20 protein-coding genes are annotated in these 19,918 nt (G+C 66.9%); all 20 read right to left on the bottom strand.

Going from position 1 to position 19,918, the window contains the following annotated elements; all coding sequences use genetic code 11:
* Positions 1-23 precede the first annotated feature (23 nt).
* On the bottom strand, positions 24-920 hold the full coding sequence (locus CDPAHKCJ_RS05015) for a hypothetical protein (RefSeq protein WP_166018904.1): 897 nt from the start codon (positions 918-920) through the stop codon (positions 24-26).
* A gap of 9 nt (positions 921-929) precedes the next feature.
* On the bottom strand, positions 930-1,373 hold the full coding sequence (locus CDPAHKCJ_RS05010) for a heavy metal-binding domain-containing protein (RefSeq protein WP_166018903.1): 444 nt from the start codon (positions 1,371-1,373) through the stop codon (positions 930-932).
* Between the two features lie 252 nt (positions 1,374-1,625).
* Positions 1,626-2,882, bottom strand: a complete 1,257-nt coding sequence (locus tag CDPAHKCJ_RS05005; RefSeq protein ID WP_166018902.1) for a beta-ketoacyl-ACP synthase — start codon at positions 2,880-2,882, stop codon at positions 1,626-1,628.
* Entirely contained in the window at positions 2,882-3,655 is a 774-nt protein-coding gene (fabG, locus tag CDPAHKCJ_RS05000) for a 3-oxoacyl-ACP reductase FabG (RefSeq protein ID WP_166018901.1), read from the bottom strand. Before fabG ends, CDPAHKCJ_RS05005 begins: the two co-directional genes overlap by 1 nt.
* Positions 3,655-4,263, bottom strand: coding sequence for a hotdog family protein (locus tag CDPAHKCJ_RS04995; RefSeq protein ID WP_205700788.1), 609 nt, complete (start codon positions 4,261-4,263; stop codon positions 3,655-3,657). Before CDPAHKCJ_RS04995 ends, fabG begins: the two co-directional genes overlap by 1 nt.
* Entirely contained in the window at positions 4,257-5,594 is a 1,338-nt protein-coding gene (locus tag CDPAHKCJ_RS04990) for a beta-ketoacyl-ACP synthase (RefSeq protein ID WP_166018900.1), read from the bottom strand. Before CDPAHKCJ_RS04990 ends, CDPAHKCJ_RS04995 begins: the two co-directional genes overlap by 7 nt.
* Positions 5,587-6,315, bottom strand: a complete 729-nt coding sequence (locus tag CDPAHKCJ_RS04985; protein WP_166018899.1) for a DUF3261 domain-containing protein — start codon at positions 6,313-6,315, stop codon at positions 5,587-5,589. The genes CDPAHKCJ_RS04990 and CDPAHKCJ_RS04985 overlap by 8 nt, the downstream gene beginning before the upstream one ends.
* Positions 6,316-6,324: 9 nt before the next feature.
* Positions 6,325-7,716: a tryptophan 7-halogenase gene (locus CDPAHKCJ_RS04980; RefSeq protein ID WP_166018898.1), complete on the bottom strand. Its 1,392-nt coding sequence runs from the start codon at positions 7,714-7,716 to the stop codon at positions 6,325-6,327.
* 102 nt (positions 7,717-7,818) lie between these two features.
* Entirely contained in the window at positions 7,819-10,176 is a 2,358-nt protein-coding gene (locus CDPAHKCJ_RS04975; protein ID WP_166018897.1) for a hypothetical protein, read from the bottom strand.
* Positions 10,173-10,745: a LolA-related protein gene (locus CDPAHKCJ_RS04970; protein WP_166018896.1), complete on the bottom strand. Its 573-nt coding sequence runs from the start codon at positions 10,743-10,745 to the stop codon at positions 10,173-10,175. The genes CDPAHKCJ_RS04975 and CDPAHKCJ_RS04970 overlap by 4 nt, the downstream gene beginning before the upstream one ends.
* On the bottom strand, positions 10,745-11,242 hold the full coding sequence (locus CDPAHKCJ_RS04965) for an acyl-CoA thioesterase (RefSeq protein WP_166018895.1): 498 nt from the start codon (positions 11,240-11,242) through the stop codon (positions 10,745-10,747). Before CDPAHKCJ_RS04965 ends, CDPAHKCJ_RS04970 begins: the two co-directional genes overlap by 1 nt.
* Before the next feature lie 47 nt (positions 11,243-11,289).
* A complete protein-coding gene (locus tag CDPAHKCJ_RS04960) occupies positions 11,290-12,894 on the bottom strand; it encodes an aromatic amino acid ammonia-lyase (RefSeq protein WP_205700787.1) in 1,605 nt (534 codons plus the stop codon).
* 114 nt (positions 12,895-13,008) lie between these two features.
* Complete coding sequence (locus tag CDPAHKCJ_RS04955) at positions 13,009-14,034, bottom strand: glycosyl transferase (protein WP_166018894.1); 1,026 nt, start codon at positions 14,032-14,034, stop codon at positions 13,009-13,011.
* Positions 14,031-14,894: a glycosyltransferase family 2 protein gene (locus CDPAHKCJ_RS04950; RefSeq protein ID WP_240916654.1), complete on the bottom strand. Its 864-nt coding sequence runs from the start codon at positions 14,892-14,894 to the stop codon at positions 14,031-14,033. The genes CDPAHKCJ_RS04955 and CDPAHKCJ_RS04950 overlap by 4 nt, the downstream gene beginning before the upstream one ends.
* Positions 14,891-16,870 (bottom strand): AMP-binding protein, encoded by a 1,980-nt coding sequence (locus CDPAHKCJ_RS04945; RefSeq protein ID WP_166018893.1) that lies wholly within the window; start codon positions 16,868-16,870, stop codon positions 14,891-14,893. The genes CDPAHKCJ_RS04950 and CDPAHKCJ_RS04945 overlap by 4 nt, the downstream gene beginning before the upstream one ends.
* 71 nt (positions 16,871-16,941) lie before the next feature.
* Positions 16,942-17,559 carry a hypothetical protein gene (locus CDPAHKCJ_RS04940; RefSeq protein WP_166018892.1) on the bottom strand — a complete coding sequence of 206 codons (618 nt, stop codon included), beginning with the start codon at positions 17,557-17,559 and terminating at the stop codon, positions 16,942-16,944.
* Positions 17,556-17,828 carry an acyl carrier protein gene (locus tag CDPAHKCJ_RS04935; RefSeq protein WP_233593332.1) on the bottom strand — a complete coding sequence of 91 codons (273 nt, stop codon included), beginning with the start codon at positions 17,826-17,828 and terminating at the stop codon, positions 17,556-17,558. The genes CDPAHKCJ_RS04940 and CDPAHKCJ_RS04935 overlap by 4 nt, the downstream gene beginning before the upstream one ends.
* Entirely contained in the window at positions 17,818-18,087 is a 270-nt protein-coding gene (locus CDPAHKCJ_RS04930) for a phosphopantetheine-binding protein (protein WP_043331448.1), read from the bottom strand. Before CDPAHKCJ_RS04930 ends, CDPAHKCJ_RS04935 begins: the two co-directional genes overlap by 11 nt.
* A 144-nt stretch (positions 18,088-18,231) precedes the next feature.
* Complete coding sequence (locus CDPAHKCJ_RS04925; protein ID WP_166018890.1) at positions 18,232-19,035, bottom strand: lysophospholipid acyltransferase family protein; 804 nt, start codon at positions 19,033-19,035, stop codon at positions 18,232-18,234.
* An 8-nt stretch (positions 19,036-19,043) separates the two neighbouring features.
* Complete coding sequence (locus CDPAHKCJ_RS04920; protein WP_166018889.1) at positions 19,044-19,757, bottom strand: beta-ketoacyl synthase chain length factor; 714 nt, start codon at positions 19,755-19,757, stop codon at positions 19,044-19,046.
* Between the last annotated feature and the right edge of the window lie 161 nt (positions 19,758-19,918).

The raw sequence follows: 19,918 nt of genomic DNA, 5'->3' as shown, positions 1-19,918 counted from the left end.
TTTGTTTTATTGCTGAATTAGTTTTATAAATACTTTAATTTACACTCATATCTCACCCATTCCCGATAAAACTCGTCCAGTCGTTCTGTCTCGCTGAGGTGCAATGCTCCAGCGAGGCGTTCGCGTGCGTCTGCAGGCAGCATGGCGATGCGGGCGTCGAGGTCGTGGATGTGGCGGGGGTTGCGATATTCGAGGTCCAGCCCGAGCGGGGCGGTGGCGAGGCCGACGAGGACATGGCCGTGGCGGTGGGCGATGGAGACGTGAAAGCCTGATGGCAGTGCAGGGTGATGGGGCGCCTGGCCACGCGGTGACCAGTCCGCCATCGCAAGCTGGATACCCTGGGCGGCGGCGAGTTCACCGAGCAGCACGCGGGCGAGGTGGGACTCGGCTTCACGTTGCTGGCGACGGCGGGCCTTGGCAGATGACACGGGGGTGTTCGCGTTATCCACATCCGCATGGCGAGTGTGCAGTGAGCGACGGCGGGAAGCCTCAGCCGAGGAGTTGATAGAGGGAGCAACCGAATCAGCACAGGATGCTGGCAGTACACACGCCTCGGCCAGCCACAGGCGGGCTGGCCGAGGGGGAGATTCAGAGCAGGTATTTGGCAAGGCGCAGGCTGCCGCAGATGCCAGGGCGGCGGCGAGGGCGTGGGGATCATGCGAGATCAGCGGCTCGCCGTTGGACAAGTCGGCGCTCAGCGGCTCAGCACTCAGCGGCTCAAGACTTGGCGAACCACTGCTCCGCGAACCAATACTCAGCGAATCAGTGTTCAGTGAGCCTGAGCCATCCGCTGCAGCATGCCCCAGCACCACGCAGCGATAGGCGGGGTGATCGGTCGGGCGCGTCGCTGGCTCGCCTGCCGAGTTATCCTCAACCGGCTCGCCTGCCTCGCTCACATTCTTGCCTTCCCTGGCCGTCATGATGGCGAATCAGTTCTTCGGATGCAGGATCACCAGATCCCCACGCAACGCGACGCCCGCGACGATATTGCCTGCATGGCACTCGTACTTCTCGCTGCTGGAATAGGGCACCTTGTCATAGTCGCTGCGAATGTTGATGACCGCATTGGCCCCGTATTCGCGCGCCTTTTCCTGCAGCTCACGCAGCGCCGACAGGAACACCCAGCGACAGGCTTCCGCATCGCTCTTGTTGGTCGCGTTGGTCTTCGGGTTCACCCGCGCCCAGCCGCGCTTCTCGATGCGCTCGTAGGGCTGCTTGTCACCGAAGAAGAAGGCCACGTCCTTGCCCAGTCGCTGACTGGCCGCAGTGCTGGCCATCACTGGCATGATCGGCAGGAAGTGCTGCGTGTCCCGCGCCTCTGCCGGCGCGGAGGCCAGCAGGCTGGCAGTGCCGATCACCAGGGCGGTGCCCATTGCCATGCCTCGTGCAGAGCGAGTGGCACGCAACACCCAAGAGAATGACTGAGCAACGGATGACGCCATGTGAAACCTCTCCTTACCGTGTGATTGACTGGCTCGATGCCAACGAATATCGCCGTCAGACAGCCAAAGGCGTGAGCCAATCACACCATAGACCATGCAGCGGGCGCGTATCTTGCGCCAGAACTGACCCGCTGCAAAGTCGTCTGGTAGCGACAGTCGTGCACTAGCTCGCTCGCGGTGAAGTCACTCCTGCCAGCGACGCAGAATCAGCGAGGTATTGATGCCACCGAAGGCGAAGTTGTTGCTCATCACGGTGTCCGTCTCGATCTCGCGGCCTGCGCCGGTGAGGTAGTCGAGCTGCGCACAGCGCGGGTCGAGACTGGTGAGATTGGCGGTGCCGTGGAACCAGCCCTCACGCATCATCTCGATGGCGATCCAGGCCTCCAGCGCGCCACAGGCGCCCAGGGTATGGCCGGTGAAACTCTTGAAGGCGCTGATCGGCGTGGAATCGCCGAACACGGCATGGGTGGCGTGGCTCTCGGCGATATCGCCGCGCTCGGTGGCGGTGCCATGGGCGCTGACATAGCCGATCTGTGAGGCCTCGACACCGGCATCCTCCAGCGCCATGCGCATCGCGGCTTCCATCATGTTGGCGTCCGGCTGGGTGACGTGACGGCCATCGGAGTTGGTGCCGAAGCCGAGAATCTCGGCGTGGATGGTCGCGCCGCGCGCCAGGGCGTGTTCCAGCTCTTCCAGAATCAGCGTGCCGGCGCCTTCGCCGATCACCAGGCCATCACGTTCGGCATCGAAGGGCCGCGGTGACAGGTCCGGGCGCTCATTGCAGGTGCTGGTGGCGAACAGGGTATCGAACACGGCGGCGTCGGCGGCAGACAGCTCCTCGCAGCCACCGGCGACCATCGCGGTCTGGCGACCGAAGCGGATCGCCTCATAGGCGTAACCGATGCCCTGACTGCCCGAGGTGCAGGCGCTGGAGGTGGTGTGAATCCGCCCCTTGATACCGAGGAAGACGCCGATATTGACCGGCGCGGTATGCGCCATCATGCGGATATAGGAATTGGCGCTGAGCCCGTCGGTGGAGTGATTGATCAGCATGTTGCCGAAGTCGGCCACCGCATCCGGCTCCCCGGCGGAGGCGCCGTAGGCGATGCCCATCTGGCCGCTCTCCTTGAGCGGGCTGTCACTCAGGCCCGCCGCTTCCAGCGCCAGCTCGCTGGAGCGGGTCGCCAGCTGCGCCACACGCCCCATGCTGCGCAGCGCGCGACGGTTGTAGTGTTTCGGCAGTTCGAAATCGTTGACCGGCGCGCCGAGACGGGTGTTGAGGCCGTCGTACTTGTCCCAGTCCTCGATATAGCGGATGCCGGTGCGCCCGGCGGCCAGATTGGCGCGCAGTGTCGGCCAGTCATTGCCGATGGGCGAGAAGCCATGCATGCCGGTGACCACGACACGTCTGCCGCGCAGTGCGTGAGAGGAAGCCGTCATCAGAACATGCCCCCGTTCACCGCGATGGTCTGGCGGGTGATGTAGCCGGCATCCTTCGAGCACAGGAAGGCCACGGTGGCGGCGACTTCCTCGGCTTCCCCCGCGCGGCGCATGGGAATCATCTTCAGCGCCTCTTCCATCTCGACGCCTTCGGTCATCTCGGTGGCGATGACGCCCGGGGCGACGGCATTGACGGTGATGCGGCGCTTGGCCAGCTCCACCGCCAGTGCCTTGACCGCGCCGATCAACCCCGCCTTGGCGGCGGAATAGTTGACCTGACCCCGATTGCCCATCATGCCCGACACCGAGGACATCACGATGATGCGCCCCGGCTTGCGGCGGCGTACCAGCGGCATGGAAAGCGGCTTGATGACGTTGTAGAAGCCATCGAGGTTGGTGCGGATCACGCTGTCCCAGTCTTCATCGGTGAGCGCCGGGAAGGCGTTGTCGGCATGGATACCGGCATTGCAGACCACTCCGTAGTAGCAGCCGTGGGCCTCGATATCGGCTTCCAGCGCGCTGCGCGCGGCCTCGCGATCGGCGACATCGAAGCTCAGGATGCGCGATTCACCGCCCAGGGCGCTGATCTCACGCGCGACCTCCTCGGCGGCGTCACGGCGCGAGCGACAATGCAGCACCAGGTTGTAGCCTTCGCGGGCCAGACGCAGCGCGATGGCGCGGCCGATACCCCGGCTGGAGCCGGTGACCAGAATCCACTCGCGTGTCTCAGGGGCGGCGGTGGCAGTTTCAGTAGTGGGGGATGTGACAGACATCAGACATTACCTTGCGATGAGGCACCGGCAGCATCCTGCTGTCCGGGTGAGGATTCTTGAGCGGGGGCTTGTGTAGACGCCGCTGAGGACAGCGCCTCGGGCGCGGGTTCGAAGACATTGACGCCGGCACGGGCGACAGTGGTGCCGTGCTCGTCGCTGATGGTGGCCTCGAAGGCGCCCAGACCGTTGTCGGCGCGATAGTCGAGCTGAACATGAATCTGCCAGCGACAGTCGCAGGAAAAGGCGGCGACTTCGCTCTCATAGCGGCGACTGCCGAGCAGAAAGCCGACCCGTGGCGGCTGATCGCTGCGCGCGGCCTGCATACCCGACCAGGCGGCGATGGCCTGCGCCATCCATTCAAGCCCGACCCAGGCGGGAATCACGGCCTGGCCGTCGGCATTCTGCTCGGCGAACAGATTGTCTGGCGTCGGGGTGATGTCGGCGCTCAGCGAGTGCTCGTCACAACGCAGCACGCTATCCAGCAGGCACATGCCGGCATCATGGGGCACATAGGGGGCGATGGCGCAGGGCATGGCGGGATAGCACGCCTCGCCAGCAGGTGTGTCAGGGGCAGTCGTTGAGTCGGGGTCGGTGCTCGGGGTCAGCATGCAGAGGACTCCGGGTCGGGGGTGTGGCGCTCCAGCACCAGCGAGATATTGTTGCCGCCGAAGGCGAAGGCATTGCTCATCACTCTGAGCGGCGGGGTCTCGGGGCGGTCACGATAGACGATGTTGAGCGCGGGCAGTGTCGGGTCCAGCGCCTCACGTGGCGTGGCATGCGGCGGCAGACGGCCATGTTCCAGCGCCAGCCAGCAGAAGGCGGCTTCCAGTGCCCCGCAGGCGCCCAGCGTGTGGCCGGTGAGGGCCTTGGTCGAGCTGACGGCGGGCAGACGGGGCTGTTCGATATCAGAACCGGCACCGGCATCAGAACCGCTGTCAGGATCGACAGTGGCACCGAACAGACGGCTGATGGCGAGGCTTTCCATCGCATCATTGAGTGGCGTGGCGGTGCCGTGCAGGTTGATGTAGTCGATCTCGCCGGGGGCGCGACCGGCACTGGCGAGCGCGCCGCGCATGGCGGCCTCGGCGCCGCTGCCTTCGGGGCAGGGCGCGGAGATGTGATGGGCATCACTGGACTCACCGACACCGGTCAGTTGCACGCCACCGCCTTCAGGTGTGACCACGAACAGCACTGCGGCCTCGCCCAGATTGATGCCATCGCGCTCGGCTCCCAGCGGCAGGCTCTCCTTGCGGCTGACGGCCTCCAGGCTCATGAAACCCTTCACCGTCATGTGGCACAGGCTGTCGGCACCGCCGGCGATCACCGCATCGCACTGGCCGGAGGCCAGCAGACGCCGTGCACTGGCCAGGGCCTTGGCGCTGGAGGTGCAGGCGGTGGACAGGGTGTAGACCGGCCCGCGCGCGCCGCTCAGCCAGGCCACGCACTCGGCGGGTGCGCCCAGTTCCTGACGGCGGTATTCAAAGTTTTCCGGCCAGCTGTCGGCGCTCGGCGTGCCCTGAGCGACGGCGGCGCGCTGGGCGTCCATTGCGGCTTCCGTTTCCCCGATGCCGGAGGTGCTGGTACCGAGCACCACGCCGATGCGCTCCGGCGCGATGCCCTGGCGCTTGAGAGCCTCAAGCTCCGGTGCCAGCTGCTCAAGCGCGGTGGCCAGCAGCCGATTGTTGCGTGAGCGCAGCGGGGCCGGCCAGTCACTGTCATCCACCAGCCGCGCGGTGACGCGTCCCAGTGACAGCGGCGTGCCGGGGCTGAAGTCATCGCTGACACGCAGGCCACGGCTGGCGCTGAACAGCGCACTGCTGATCAGGCCGTGGTCTGCGCCCAGCGGACAGACGATGCCGGGGCGTGACAGGCGGCAGGCGTTGCCAGTGTCGCGGCCCTTCGTGGTAGCAGTGGCCACGGTTGCAACAGATTCAGTCATGCGCGGGAGCTTCCGGTGAGTCGTCAGGGGCGTTCTGTGTGCTGGGCGCTGCCAGCGGTTCCAGCGTCAGCTGCATGTCGGCCGCCGGGTCGCGCAGTGTCACGCGGCCGCTGGCATCGCGGGTCAGCTCGGCGATGGTCACATCGTCTTGCAGGATGATGCGCTGCGCGGGCTGACGAGGTTGCTGCCAGTCGCCGCGTTGTACCAGCTGCCAGCCTGTGTTCGCAAAGGCGGTATCGATCGCGGCCTGCGGCCAGTGCACCCAGGCGATACGCCGTGCCAGCCAGTCGGCGGTGAAGGGCAGCTTCTCGAGCACTTCCGGGCGTGCCTTCTCGAAACGGCTGCCGTCGGCGTCATGTACCAGCGTCAGCAGGCGTTGGCCCTGCACGCTGAGCATGACCAGCCGCATGGCCTCGGGCGATTGGTGCAGTACGCCGATGAGAGGCGGCAGGTTGCGCTCCTGCGCACTCTCGTCAGCATCAACAGCACGCTGCGCGCCGCCTTCACTCTCTATACGCGCCACACGCAGAATCAGACGTTGGGTACTGGTCTTCTCGAGACTCGCAAGCGTCGGCATCGGGCTGGCAGCCTGTAGCGGCTGCGGGGCGAGCAGGCTGCAGCCGCTCAACAGCAGACCGGCGGCCACGGCAAGGCTGGCCAGCCTGAGGCGGCTGCGCAGCCCTGTGGAATCAGCGTGAGAGGCGAAAGGCATGTTGTTCATGAGGCTACTTTACCTGTTCTCGCCGACGCTTGCTGTGCGGCCGAAGGCGCTCAGGCCAGCGACCGGGTCGCTTTCCTGCACCCTGTCAGGCGTGAGTGCCTGCTCGGGCGCGGTCAGTCTGGCAAGGGCCGTCAGACGGCGGCGACTGGCGCTGACGAAGGGATTGGCCGTGTCCCAGGCGTAGCCGGCGAGCACCGAGCTGATCATCTGGCGAATGCGGTCCGGCGAGCGAGGATGATAGATGATGTCGGTCAGGCGGCTGTCATACCAGGCGGTGACGAACTCGCGGAAGACCTCGATGCCCCACCGCAATGGCTGCTCGTATTCGCTGTCCCAGTCGGGGCGCTGCTCATCGCGGGACGCGGTAAGCTCGCGCTCGACCAGTGGTGCGGCACGCAGCGCCGATTCCAGCGCGATGGTCACGCCGGAGGAGAACACCGGGTCCAGAAACTCGCCGGCATTGCCGAGCAGGGCATAGCCCGGGCCATGCAGGCGGCTGACATCGGCGCTGTAACCGCCCAGCGACTGCACGGCGTTGGCGGGCGTGGCATCACGCAGCAGCTCCGCCAGGCGCGGTTCTTCCATCACCCACTGCCACAGGCGTGTCTGCGCATCGTCTTCGGCGGCAGGCTCGATCAGCTCGCGCGGACCGACCACGCCCAGCGAGGCGCGGCCATTGGCGAAGGGAATCAGCCAGTACCAGACATCGGGATGCACCGGGTGCGAGGCGATCAGGATATTGTCGCGGCGATAGCCCTCGGCGGGCGGCGCAAGATCGGCGATGCCATCGTGAACATGACCGAACAGCGCCATGCGCGGCTCCAGACGAGGGTCACGCTCAAGCGATTCGAGCCGCGCCAGCACGCGGCCATAGCCGCTGGCATCCAGCACGAAGCCGGCCTTGAGCTCGCGGCCATCTTCCAGCGTGAGGCAAGGCCCCTGGGCATGGCCGGTGGTGTCGCTCTGGGCGGCGCGATCAGGAGTGAAGCCCGTGACCGTGACGCCGAATTCGACCTCGGCACCTGCCGCCCGCGCGCCCTCGATCAGACGCTGATCAAAGTCGGCGCGCTCCACCTGCCAGGTGGTGCCGGGGCCGTCGCTGAACTTGTCGCGGAAGTCGATGACGCGATGCTCACCGCGGCGGGTGAAGGCCGCACCGGTCTTGCGCTGATAGCCTCCGGCAGCGGCGGCCTCCAGCAGGCCGCAGGCCTCCAGATGCTGCATGCAACGTGGCAGCAGGCTTTCGCCGATGGAGAAGCGCGGGAAGTGACTGCGCTCCAGTACCCGCACCGCGTGGCCTGCGCGCGCCAGCCACGCTGCCGCCGCCGCACCGGCGGGCCCAGCGCCGATGATGATGACTTCCTTGCGTGGTGGGTTGTTGCTGCGATCTGCCGATTCCATGGCCTCGTCCCCTGTTGTTGTCGATATCGATATCGTTGTCGTTATGTGTTGATGTTGCGCTGCGTTCCCTGCGGCTTGCTTGCCTCTCGCTTCAGACCCGCCTCAACTGCGTGCGAAGGGCACCAGGCACCAGGTGGCGCTCAGCCCCAGCAGGCAAGCCAGCCCCAGTGCCGCCAGCGCGGGTGTCTGACTGAAGCTCAACAATCCAAAGGCTAGCAGGCTGGAGGCGCACGACAGCGAAATCGCCAGCAGGCTGGCCTGCGAGGCGCGGCTGGCGGTGTCTCCGATCCTGTCTTTTTCTGCGCTGCGCGCCGGATGCTCGGCACAGAAGATGCCGGCATCGAGGCCAATCCCCAGAACCAGCAACAGACCCAGCAGGTGGAACAGGTTGAGGCCGACGCCTGCCAGCGTCAGGGTCGCCAGCGTCAGTACCAGTCCGCCCAGTGGCGGCAGCAGGGCGCGCCAGGTGCTGTGGCGATAGCGCAGCGCCAGCAGCAGGCTGATCAAGACCACCGCGCCGCCGACCAGCCAGGCCATCTCGCTGCGAATTCTGCCCAGCGTCGTCGAGAGCCTGGCGACCTGGTCGACATACTCGAGGCTGTCGTCATCCGCGGCGAGGCGCGCAAGCGCTGCGCCGCCCTCAGCCGTGACATCGCCGAAGCGCACGATGCCGATGGCGGTGGTGCGGGAGTCGAGCCACAGTCGCTGGCCCATCTCACCGGCGGGCAGCGCGACCCAATCGGCCGGGCGCAGCGGGTGGGCGTCAGCGATGGCCTGCTCGGCGCGCTTGACCAGTTCGGGCGGCAGGCCTGCGGTGCTCAGCACCTGGGGCAGCAGGGTGCGGGTGCGCTCACGCATGGCGACGAGGTTGACCTGCTGCTGTTCAAGCGTCGGCAGTTGCTGGGCGAGGCTTGCCCAGTGGCCCAGCTGCTGTTGGGCATTCAGCTGCTGAAAGGTGTCTTCCAGCGCATGCAGGCGCGAGAGCAGGGCGGCGTCATTCTCGGCCTGCACGATCAGGTAGCGCAGGCCGTCCGGTTCGGCGAGCAGACGCTGGACCTCGCGCTGCTCGTTGATCAGCGATGCAGGCGAGGGGTTGAGCTGAGTGAGGCGGTCATCGCTGCGCAGGGCGTAGAGGCTGGCCAGCGCGGCCACCAGCAGCAGACCCAGCGCCTGCCAGCTGCGCCTGCCGGGAATGGCGCGCGCCAGACAGACTGCGGCGCGGGCGGCGGGGGAGCCCTCGCGAGTGGCCTGTGCCGGCAGTGGCAGTTGCGGCAGCCACAGGCGCACGCTCAGCCAGGCACCGATCAAGCCGAGCGCCGCGAACATGCCCATCTGGCGCAGCCCGGGCATCGGCGTCAGGGTGATGGCCAGATAGGCGGCGAGGCTGGAGCACAGCCCCAGCGTCAGGCCCGGCCATAGCGCGGCGAGTCCGTCACGGCCCTTCGTCGTCGCCAGGCGGCGCATGCATTCCAGATGCAGCACGTAATCGATGGAGATGCCGATCAGGCTGGCGCCGAAGGCCAGCGTCAGCACATGCAGGCTGCCGAAGGCCCACCAGGTCAGCGGCAGCGCGAACAGCACGCCCGTGGCCACCGGCACCAGCAGCAACGGCAGCCGCCGTGGGGTGTCGAACACCGCCCACAGCAACAGCAGCACGCCGATCAGCGAGCCGAGCCCGATGGTCGACATCTCCTGCTTGGCCTGTTTGGCACCTGAGCTTGCATGGAAGACCAGCCCGGAGCGCAGCAGCCGGATGTCGGGATAGTCGGCCTTCACGCCATTCACGGCCTGCTCCAGCGCCTGCTGATCACCCATCGCGTAGGCGCTGCCGGTGAGGGTGGCGCTGATCAGGCGGTAACCGTTGTCGGGTTGGTCAGCGCTTGACGTCGGCGCGCGCAGCAACAGCTGACCGCCGGACAGCGACAGGTTGGCGGGTGTCAGCCAGCTTTGCCAGGCGCCGGCGAGACCGAAGGGGTCGCGGATCAGATCACGCTGGCCGCCGGGCTGGAACAGCTGTCTGAGGGCGCGTGCCTGCCACTCATCGTCACTCAGGCCTGCAAGCGACGGGGCGATCAGCGCCGGCTGGTCCTCTGCTGGCAGGCGCAGGCTTTCGAGGCTCTTGCTGTCATCCAGCCTCGCGATGGGCGCGAGCGCCTGACGCAGCGCCTGGGCGGCAGCGTCACGCTGCTTGCGTGCGGCGGCGCTGGCATCGTCTGCGCCGACCAGAATCACCAGTCGGTTGGCGGTGTCATCCAGCGATTCGGCGCGCGCCGCCAGCGGGCTGCGTTCCTGCTCTGGCAGCATGGCGGTGATGCGGGTATCGATCGCCCCACGCCATGGGCTCTGCGGGATGATCTTCGCGGCCAGCAGCAGCGCGCACAGCAGCAGGGCGGCGGCCCACAGCCAGCGCCAGACGGCGCGATCCAGCCCATTGCGTGACTCACGGCTGGGTGATGTCATCGTTCGCAGTGACCGCCGGCGGTGAGGGTCAACTCGAGACGGTCGCCGTCGCCGCTGGCGAGGTTCACGTGTTCCAGCCAGCTGCCACCGTCGATCTCGAGGTGCTCGATGGCCTCGGCGAGGCGAGCATCGTTGGGCGTCAGGCTGGCCTGCCAGTCATCCGGCGTACCCGTCAATGTCAGGGAGAAGTGCTCCTCCAGCGCCTGCCAGTCGCCGTGGAAGAAGCTGATCAGCAGCTCCGCCATCGCCTGCTGGTCGGCCGGCAGCGGTTCGCCATTCGGGCCTTGGCTGGCATCGGGGCGCATCTCGAGACGGTCTTCAATCGGCGAAGTGGTTTCCCACACCAGGCCTTCGGGTGCGTTAGGGTCGCCGATCAGGCGGAAGTGACCCCGGCTCTCGAGCTCTGCGCCGACATCCTCGAGCCAGCGCGTCTGCTGGAAATCACCGCAGACCGGGGCGGTGCGCGCCAGCTGTTGTGTCAGGGCACGGGCGTCGAATTCAGCGGCCTGGGCCAGCGAGGCAGCTCCGATCAACAGGGCAGTGGCGGCAATGGCAAGGCGTGACGTCATCACGGCGTTCCTCGGGTGTCGGAAGGGGAGTCAGGTGAATCGCTTGCGTGTGTCAGCGCTTGTTCGGCTTGCCACTTCGCCAGCCGCTCGCTGAGCGCAGGCGGTGAGGCCAGCAGCATCTCGCCATCCTCCAACCCGACGGCGACCTGCACGCTGTAGCCACGGGTCAGGCGCTTGCCGCTCTCGACATCGCGGATCACGTAGTCGAGCTTGAGGCGGTTCTCCCACTCGCGCAGCCGTGCGGTGACGGCAATGCGCTGACCGAAGCGCGCCGGGCCGGCATAGCGCAGGCGCAGGTCGATCACCGGCCAGGCGTAGCCGGAATCGCGCATCTGCGGGTAGTTGTAATCGAGCATGTCGAGCAGCTTGCAGCGCGCGATCTCGAGATAGCGCACGTAATGGCCGTGCCAGGCGACTTCCATCATGTCGACGTCGTGGAAGGGCACTTCCATCTCTACCGTGGCGGTCGGCATCGGCGTGTCTGTGGGCTGATTCATGGCTTGTTTCTCGCTCAAGGCTGTTTCGCTCAAGGCTGTCCGCTCGCTCATGCGTTGGCCTCGCCGGCGCTCAGGGTCCAATGACGTTCACGGATGCGCGCGCACAGCAGGCGCAGGTCGGCTTCCAGAGCGCGGTCTTCCTCGAGGGGTGCGATGCCTTCACGCAGCTCACGGGTGAAGGCGGCCAGTCTGGGCGGCGTGGCGGCTTGGCCCGTGATGTCGGCGCGCTGCTCGCTGCCCTGCACGGCGGCATGCAGGGTGGCGGCTGCGACCTGCTCCACCAGTGTCAGCACGCGCAGCGCATCCCGCGCGGCGATGGTGCCCATGCTGACCTTGTCCTGATTGTGGCATTCGGTGGAGCGCGAGAAGACGCTGGCGGGCATGGTCAGCTTGAGGGCTTCCGCCGTCCAGGCCGAGGCGCCGATCTGCACCGCCTTGTAGCCGTGATTGAGTGGCGCGCGTTCGGGCGTGGCACCGCTGAGGTTGCTGGGCAGGCCACGGTTGTAGCGGCTGTCGACCAGCAGGGCCAGCTGGCGGTCGAGCAGGTCGGCCAGGTTGGCGACCGCCGTCTTGAGGCTGTCCATCACCATCGCCACATGGCCGCCGTAGAAGTGGCCGCCGTGGAGAATCTTGCCCGCCTCGACATCGATCAGCGGGTTGTCGTTGGCGCTGTTGAGCTCGGTCTCCAGGAAGCTGCGCCACCAGTTCAGGCTGTCCTCGACCACGCCGATGACATGCGGCGCACAACGCGTCGAGTAGCGGTCCTGCAGGCGCGGTGAGTTGATCGGCGTGGCGTCGACTTCCGGCGCTGCCGGGTGGGCCAGATCATCGCGCAGCCACTGCGCTACGCGGGCCTGGCCGGGATGCGGCTTGGCAGCGAACAGGTCGGCATCGAAGTGGTAGGGGTTGCCTTCCAGCGCCTGCACACTGAGCGCGGTGATGCGCGCGCTCAGGCGGCTGAGGTAGGTGGTGCGGCCATAGGCCAGTGCGGCGAGGGCCGTCATCACGGCGGTGCCGTTCATCAGTGCCAGGCCTTCCTTGGGGCGCAGTACATAGGGCGTCAGGCCGTGCTCGGCGAAGACCTCGGCTGTCGGGCGCAGCGCGTGGGGCTGATCAGCACTGGGGCACACCCAGACTTCCCGCTCGCCACACAGCACGGCGGCCACATAGGACAGCGGGGTGAGGTCACCGCTGGCGCCCACCGAGCCTTCCTCGGGAATGCGCGGCAGGATGTCGTGATTGAGCAGCCATACGAGGCGCTCCAGCAGCGCCATGCTGACCCCGGAGACACCACGACACAGCGAGACGAGGCGCACCATCACCACCGCGCGACTGCTGACCACATCCAGGTCCGCGCCCATGCCACAGCCGTGGAAGGTATAGAGGTGGCGCGGCAGGGCTTCGAGGTCATCGGCCCCCTGCACGGCACGCGTCACGGAATCGCCGTAACCGGTGGTGACGCCGTAGACCACGCCTTCCTCTTCCAGCAGGCGTTCCAGCAGGGCCGGGCCGGCCTCGATACGGGCGCGGAAGGCGGCATCCGGGGTCAGGCGCACCTCACGGCGGCCTTCGGCGACATCGATCAACTGCTCGAGGGTGATATCACTGCCGTCGAGCATCAGGGCGGAGGAAGAGGTGGCGGGCTGTGACATGACGAGGTACCTGGCGAAGTAGAGAAGCGTGAAAATGCGCTGAACGTGAAGACCGAACAAGGTGAAGGCCGCAGAGCCGGGCGCGAAGCAGCGTCGTCGCAGGCCCGGCGCGGATCAGGTGTCCTGTTTCGGAGCCGACGCGCTGTCTGGCGCCTGATGCCAGAAATCGAAGAAGTTGAACCACTGCAGCGGATGGCGCTTCACGCGCGCTTCCAGATGACGGGCGTGGCGCTGCATGGCCTGCTGGATCCACGCCTCGCGACCGCTGCGCTTGACGGCGCGGCTGTCATCGAAGGGCGCGAAGTCGACCCGGAAACGCGGATGGGCGCCACCCTGCTCGCGAATGCAGCTCAGGGTATAGACGTGACAGCGCAGCAGCGCGGCCAGCATGAAGGGCCCCTGCGGGAAGGGCGCGGGCTGATCGATGAAGTCACAGTGCAGCACGCGCGGTGAGGCCGCGGCACTGGCCGGCGACGCGGGTCTGCTGCCTGCTACCGAAGGGGAGTCTGCCTTGGCATCGTCGACGGTGGGCGGAATCGGCACGCGGTCGGCGGCGATGACCACGAAGCCGCCGCGATTGACGCGATCGCCCAGTGCCATGGCAGTGGCAGGCGTGATCTCGCTGACCTCGATCATCTGCGGCGGCTTGCGGCCGGTGGCCTGCTCCAGCAGCTGATTGAACTTCTCGGCGTGGCGCGTGTGCACCAGCGCGCACAGGTCGATGTCGTGGCGCTCGCCGATGGCATTGATCACATCCAGATTGCCGTGGTGGGCGACGAGGATGATGCCGCCCTCGCCACGCAGCGCGGCGTCGCGCAGGTCTTCCGGACCGGTGCCGGTCAGCGAGGACAGCGGAATCTCGCCGCTCCAGGCCGAGACCTTGTCCATGATCGCCTCACCGAACTGCATGAAGTGGGCAAAGCTTCTCGTCCACAGGCGCACGCCGCCAAGCTCTGGCTCAAGGCGCTTGAGGAAGTCGAAGGAAGCACGCCGCGCCACCCCGCGCAGCAGGAAGTACCACACCAGCACCGGAAACAGCGCGATGCGAAACGGCCAGGCACCGAGGCGACGACGAATCGTCACCATCAGGCGCATGCCAGTGGTGGAGCCGGTTTCCGACAGGCGTGCCCAATGGGTCATTCGTGTTTCCCCTTCGCGTCGTCAGGCTGCGAGGGGCGACTGACATGAGTGGATGATGTCTTGCCATTGCGTCCCGACAGCGTGCGCCAGGCAAGTCTCGGTGAGCGCAGCAGCATGCCGAGGAACAGCCGCGTGTGCATGGCGCTGATCAACAGGTTGTCGTGACCGGGGCGGAAGTGGCTGACGCCTCCGGTGGGGTAGCTGACATGCACCGGCAGGTTGGCGACCTGACCATCGGCCCAGTACCAGCGCACCAGCACCTCGGTGTCGAAGGACATGCGGTCGCCACAGTCATGACGCGCCAGCAGCCGGTTGGTGGCGGCCAGCGGATAGAGGCGGACGCCGCACATGGTGTCGCGGATGGCCAGCGACAGGGTGTTGATCCACACCCAGATGTGTGAGGCGTAGCGGCCATAGAAACGGATGCGCGGCACGCTGGCGTCGTATTGCGGATAGCCGATCTGCAGGCAGTCGGGATTCTCCTGCATGCCGTTGAGGAAGGCGGGCAGGTCACTGACGTCGTGCTGTCCATCGGCGTCCACCTGCAGGGCATGGGTGAAGCCGAGCTGCTGGGCGGCCTGCAGCCCACTGCGCACTGCAGCACCCTTGCCGCCATTGCGCTCACGACGCACCAGGTGATGACCCTCGGCTGCCAGCTGATCCAGCACCTCGGCGCAGGGCGCGCTGCAGCCATCATCCACCAGCACGATGGGCAGCCCGAGCGGTGCCAGACCCGCACACACGCCGGCGATGGTAGCGGGGTGGTCGTAGACCGGAATCACCACGCAGGCGCGCAGTGGCGACTCGCTGACGGGGGGCGAGGATGTGTGGCCGGTCATCGGCGCCTGGGGTTGGCTCATGACGCCTCCGGTGTGGGTGTCGGCCGGGGTGAACTGAAAGGTGTGTCATCGGTATCAGCACCGTAGCGCAAGCGGCCACTGGCGTGCAGTCCCGCGCGGGATTCCAGACGGAAGTCGACGCGCAGACCGTGGCTGTCGGCGACCAGTGTCGTGGCCAGCGTGAAGCGCATGCCCGGCAGCAACAGGTTGGAGAACTTGATGCGCTCCAGGCGCTGAAAACGACTTTCCGCCACGCCGGCGCCCGCCAGGCGCAGGCGGCGGCCGAGATCGCGTGCCCACTTGAGCATCACCACGCCGGGCACCAGTGGCTGGGCGACGAAATGCCCCTCGAGATAGCACAGGCTGTCGGGCACCTCGGCTTCCAGCGTCAGCTGCTGCGGGCCGCTGGAGGTTTCGCCCAGCCAGCGTGGCAGACGATGATCGTCGAGATCGGCAAACAGCCGCGCGACGGAGTCCGCAGTGAACTTGCCCTGGGCATTCAGCGGCAGGCGCGTGACGAAGCGCCAGTAGCGCGGCAGGGCGATGCGCTCGAAGCCCGGCATCAGCGCGCGGCGCAGACGCGCGATCAGGTCGCGGCGGCTGGCGTGGTTCTGCGGCAGCGCGCGCTCCTCCATCACCACGACTGCGCCCAGGCGATGATCGCGGGTGGGCATCGGCAGGCATCGCACCTCCACCACCTGCGCTTGCTCTCTGAGGCAGCGCTCCACCGCGCTCAACGAGACACGCTTGCCGGCCAGCTTGACCAGTCGATCACTGCGCCCCAGCAGCTGGAAGCGTGGCGCTTCACTCTGATCGCCCGGCGACTGTGGTTCAGTCGTCAGCGGCGCGGCGTTGTCGGCCTGCTGCCACCACTGGTCCGGCTGCTCCAGAAACGGCGAGCGCACCGCGAAGGCGGGCGAGAAGCGCAGCTCGACTTCCGGCAGTGGTGTCCAGTGGGGCGTCTCGTGCTGGCGACGATGCGCGATGCCGCCCGTTTCGGTGCTGCCGTAGATCTCGATCACCGGTGCCTGCAGGCAATGCTCGGCGTGGCGGGCGGCCTCGGCCGGTAGCGGAGCACCCGAAGAGAAGACCCGCAGCACCTGAGCCTGATCCTGAACCTGTCCCGCCACGCGGCTTTCGTCACTGGCCTGGGGCAGGCGCGCCAGCTGGGCCGGCGAGCTGACCAGCTGGCAGCGATGCCCGAGGCCGGACAGCTGCGCGATGGCGGCGGCCAACTGCTCCGGGTAGTGGCAGGCTTCGCTGAGAAAGGGCATCCCTTCGCTGAGCGGGCGCAGCAGCGACACCAGCAGACCATAGATGTGCTGATGGCTGACCTGGCTGAGGCTGACGGTGTCTGTGCCTGGCCCAGACGCTGAGTCGGTGTCTGAAGGGCCCGGCGCCAGCGGCCACAACGCGCGATGCACGGCCAGTTCGGCCTCGAGCTGATCGAAGCGCTTGGCGATGCGCAGCGGCTCGCCGGTGGAGCCGGAGGTGCAAAGCTCCAGCGCGAGACGCGCGCCATCAGGCGTGATCTCGGGGCGTGTGCCGGGCGCGGCGCTCGAATCGAGCGGCTCGGTCGGCCAGCCTGCGGGGCTGGTCTCGGGCAGCTGGCCATCACTGCTCGCGGCCAGACGGGCCAGGGTATCCGGACGGTCATCGCCGGGCAGCACGGCGAGCATGCCGCGCTCCCACAGCGCCAGCAGCTGCACGCAGGCGCCAAGCGCCGTGGGCTGGAACAGCACCCAACGTGCGCCGGGCCGGCGGCCAGCATGTGCAGCGGGCAGGTTGTCCAGCCACTGATGCCAGGCATCGACGCGTGCCATCAGCGCGGCACGACTCAGTGGGCGCAGCGGCTGACCGGGACTGGCCAGCCAGCAGGCCGGTGCTTCGGGCGCGAGTCGGGCGAGCTGACGCCAGCCCTGACGTATGAGGGGGGTGGCGCGCTGGGCGGCGTCTTGCTCAGTGGCGCGGCTGGCAGGCTGGCGGGCATCAGGCATGTGAGGCAGGCAACTCTTCAGAAAGTCGGATTCATCGGGAGCGGGCGGCTGGCGGGCGACAGCCTGAGCGCTCAGTCATCGGCGCGGCGCAGGCGACGGCGTACCAGCCATTCGCCGCAGAACAGCAGCCCCATCAGCACGTAGCTCACCAGGCCGTTGTAGAGCGTCCAGGTCGCAAGGTCGGCATACAGCGCCGTGGCCGCGGCCACACTGGCATTGAAGACGAAGAAGCCGCACCACACTCGGGTGACCTTGCGGGTATAACGCACGCCGGCGGCAGGCAGATCAGGCTCCTTGAGACGTGCCAGGCGCTCGATGACCGGCATGCCACGCCACAGACTGGTGGCGAACACGCTGAGCATGGCCAGATTGACCAGCACCGGATAGGCGCGCAACCCCAGTTCCGCCTCGCTGAGCAGGCTGATGATGATCAGCAGCGCGGCCAGCGTCAGGCGCAGGATCAACGGCAGGGGCAGACGCTGGATCAGCAAGGCGCCCAGCGCGATCAGTGCCCACACCCAGGGCGAGACATGTCCGCTGGTCGCATCGCCCGCCGGGTCTGCCGTCAGCCGCGAGAGCAGGGCATAGACCAGCAGCGGCCAGCCTACGGCGGCCACGACACCCAGCCCGCCGAGCAGCAGGCTCGGCAGTGACGGGCGCCGCCTTCGACCAGAGGACAATGATGTCATGCCTGGCGCTGCATCAGCTGCTCGACGGCGGTCACGACGTCATCGAGGCTGCGTACGCTCTTGAAGTCATTGGCGTCGATGCGTCGGCCGGTGAACTTCTTGAGTTCGACCACCAGATCCACCGCATCGATGCTGTCGATGTCGAGGTCTTCATAGAGCAGCGCCTCGGGGTGGATGTCAGCGGCATCGATCTCGAACAGCTCGATCAGGGTGCTGCGGACATGCGCGTAGATCTCTTCGCGGGACGCGGTCTGTTGCTCAGCGCTCACGACGGGCCTCCACGAGTTCACGCAGGGCATTGAGGCTGGCGAAATGCGCGCGGGTGTCCTCGGCTTCGGCGTCCAGCGTGATGCCGTATTGCTTCTGCAGCGCGAGACCGAGTTCCAGGGCGTCAATCGAATCCAGCCCCAGGCCGTCCACGAACAGCGGCTCATCGGCGACGATGTCGTCCGGGGTGATGTCTTCAAGCTCCAGGGTGTCGATGATCAGTTGCTTGAGTTCCAGTTCCAGCTTGGCGCTATCGCTCATGAGTATTCCTCGTGTCGGCGTACCGATAATGGCCGGTATGAATGGCAGCAGGCTTTATTAACGGCGGGAAGGCCGAATATCTTAATCGCTTTTTCTCGCTATCGGATCAATAGCGAGATCAGGGCAGCATGGCTGTCCGCGCTGTCATGACTCGCGGATCCGTTGCTGAAAGGCGGCCAGTTCAGCGGCAAAGTCGCTGGCCAGGCGGCGCGTCAACTGGCGGGCATCGCGTGACAGCGGTACCTCATCTTCTGTTGCCGGTGGCGGTGCGACATGTGACGTCATGTCCGGCAGCACCTTGATGTTGAGCATCACCCGCCGGGCCGGGATGTGATACCAGGGTTCGCCCTTGGTCAGGGTGCTGGGCTGGCAGTCGATCAGCACGGGGGTGATCTCGCTTGGCGTGCGCAGTGCGATGTTGGCGGCGCCACGGCGGAATTTCAGGGCGCGGCCCGGCACGCTGCGTGTGCCTTCGGGGAACAGGATCAGGGCGTTGCCCTTGGCCAGGCTCTCGCGGGCGGCATCCAGCACGCCCTGCGGCTCTTCATTGGTGATGTAGCCTGCGGCACGGATGGGGCCACGGGTGAAGGGGTTGCGCGCCAGCCGCCCCTTGACCACGCAGTCGGCGTGGGGAATCAGCGCGAGCAGGAAGACCACATCGATCAGTGTTGGGTGATTGGCCAGGACCAGCAGGCCCGGACGTTGCAGGCGCTCGCAGTCGTGCAGGCGATAGTCGAGCACGCCCAGGCCGCGCATCAGAGCCACGAAGCCGCGCATGCAGTGATGGATGATGCTGCGCGCAAGCTTCTGTCGCTTGTCGGGGCGGCGCACCACCAGTGTCAGCAGTGGCCACATTCCCCCCACCAGCAAACCGCCCAGCCCGAAGGTCAGGAAGCTGATGGCCGTGGCGATGCCACGCCACAGGCGTCCGAGGGGAGACGACAGCATGCGCGGCATCAGTCTGCTGGTGGCGTCGGTGAGGCGGCGTGAGCGCGGCTCAGCTGCCAGTGATGGCGGCGACAGGCGAGCGTCTTGCTCCCGGCCTGCTCAAGCCAGGCGATGACCTCAAGTGGCGTCGGGGCGCTGTCCGTCAACGTCTCGCCCGGCGTGGCACTCAGTGTCCATGCACTGTCTTCGTCACTGCTGCGGCTCAGGCGCAGGGCGACGGCGCTGGCACAGGCCGGGTAGTCACCGTGGTGCAGGAAAGCCTCCGGTGCGGCGATATCGGAGAACAGCACGATGACGTCCTCGCGCTCGCTCAGATAGCCGAGCGCCTCGCTCATCAGCGCCTCGAATTCGTTGCCACAGGCGGCGAGGGCTTCCAGCGGCTGATGGGACTTGCCGGTGATCGAGTACATGCCCAGCACGGCGTTGTGCACCGAGAGCGAGAAGCGCGCCGGTGACAGGGCCTCGTCGGACTGGGTGGCGGCATCCAGCAGGGCGAGAATCTTGCCGGTATCGCCATGGCGCGAGGCATGGATGATGGGCAGGTCGGCGTCAGGGTCGAGCGCGAACAGCAGCTTGCAGCAGGCCTGGCCGACCGGGCTGAGTCGACGACGCTGCATGGCCGGGACTTGCTCGGCACGCGGGGAGGGGGTGATATCTACGCGGCTGTCGTGGGCGGTGCGGGTCGCACTCGCCTGCCAGGCTCGCCAATCAGTCAGACGCATGAGGTTCTTGTCCGTGAACGCATCGTTGCCATATTGGGGCCTCAGTGTACCGTACAGGGGTTGGGCAGCCCAACCGGACTCAGGCGTGTTGGCACTGAGCAGGCGGCGTGGCTACGCGTGTCGTTGGCAGGATAGCAGCTTGCGGGGCGGCACAAGGCGCC

This window comes from Cobetia sp. MB87, assembly GCF_011319755.1.
Classification (GTDB): Bacteria; Pseudomonadota; Gammaproteobacteria; order Pseudomonadales; family Halomonadaceae; genus Cobetia.
This window is presented reverse-complemented; position numbering and strand designations above follow the sequence as displayed.

Excerpts from the sequence above, each read along its gene's own strand:
- CDPAHKCJ_RS05015 (WP_166018904.1), bottom strand. The coding sequence starts at position 920 with ATGACGGCCAGGGAAGGCAAGAATGTGAGCGAGGCAGGCGAGCCGGTT.
- CDPAHKCJ_RS05010 (WP_166018903.1), bottom strand. The coding sequence starts at position 1,373 with ATGGGCACCGCCCTGGTGATCGGCACTGCCAGCCTGCTGGCCTCCGCG.
- CDPAHKCJ_RS05005 (WP_166018902.1), bottom strand. The coding sequence starts at position 2,882 with ATGACGGCTTCCTCTCACGCACTGCGCGGCAGACGTGTCGTGGTCACC.
- fabG (WP_166018901.1), bottom strand. The coding sequence starts at position 3,655 with ATGTCTGTCACATCCCCCACTACTGAAACTGCCACCGCCGCCCCTGAG.
- CDPAHKCJ_RS04995 (WP_205700788.1), bottom strand. The coding sequence starts at position 4,263 with ATGCTGACCCCGAGCACCGACCCCGACTCAACGACTGCCCCTGACACA.
- CDPAHKCJ_RS04990 (WP_166018900.1), bottom strand. The coding sequence starts at position 5,594 with ATGACTGAATCTGTTGCAACCGTGGCCACTGCTACCACGAAGGGCCGC.
- CDPAHKCJ_RS04985 (WP_166018899.1), bottom strand. The coding sequence starts at position 6,315 with ATGAACAACATGCCTTTCGCCTCTCACGCTGATTCCACAGGGCTGCGC.
- CDPAHKCJ_RS04980 (WP_166018898.1), bottom strand. The coding sequence starts at position 7,716 with ATGGAATCGGCAGATCGCAGCAACAACCCACCACGCAAGGAAGTCATC.
- CDPAHKCJ_RS04975 (WP_166018897.1), bottom strand. The coding sequence starts at position 10,176 with ATGACATCACCCAGCCGTGAGTCACGCAATGGGCTGGATCGCGCCGTC.
- CDPAHKCJ_RS04970 (WP_166018896.1), bottom strand. The coding sequence starts at position 10,745 with ATGACGTCACGCCTTGCCATTGCCGCCACTGCCCTGTTGATCGGAGCT.
- CDPAHKCJ_RS04965 (WP_166018895.1), bottom strand. The coding sequence starts at position 11,242 with ATGAATCAGCCCACAGACACGCCGATGCCGACCGCCACGGTAGAGATG.
- CDPAHKCJ_RS04960 (WP_205700787.1), bottom strand. The coding sequence starts at position 12,894 with ATGTCACAGCCCGCCACCTCTTCCTCCGCCCTGATGCTCGACGGCAGT.
- CDPAHKCJ_RS04955 (WP_166018894.1), bottom strand. The coding sequence starts at position 14,034 with ATGACCCATTGGGCACGCCTGTCGGAAACCGGCTCCACCACTGGCATG.
- CDPAHKCJ_RS04950 (WP_240916654.1), bottom strand. The coding sequence starts at position 14,894 with ATGAGCCAACCCCAGGCGCCGATGACCGGCCACACATCCTCGCCCCCC.
- CDPAHKCJ_RS04945 (WP_166018893.1), bottom strand. The coding sequence starts at position 16,870 with ATGCCTGATGCCCGCCAGCCTGCCAGCCGCGCCACTGAGCAAGACGCC.
- CDPAHKCJ_RS04940 (WP_166018892.1), bottom strand. The coding sequence starts at position 17,559 with ATGACATCATTGTCCTCTGGTCGAAGGCGGCGCCCGTCACTGCCGAGC.
- CDPAHKCJ_RS04930 (WP_043331448.1), bottom strand. The coding sequence starts at position 18,087 with ATGAGCGATAGCGCCAAGCTGGAACTGGAACTCAAGCAACTGATCATC.
- CDPAHKCJ_RS04925 (WP_166018890.1), bottom strand. The coding sequence starts at position 19,035 with ATGCTGTCGTCTCCCCTCGGACGCCTGTGGCGTGGCATCGCCACGGCC.
- CDPAHKCJ_RS04920 (WP_166018889.1), bottom strand. The coding sequence starts at position 19,757 with ATGCGTCTGACTGATTGGCGAGCCTGGCAGGCGAGTGCGACCCGCACC.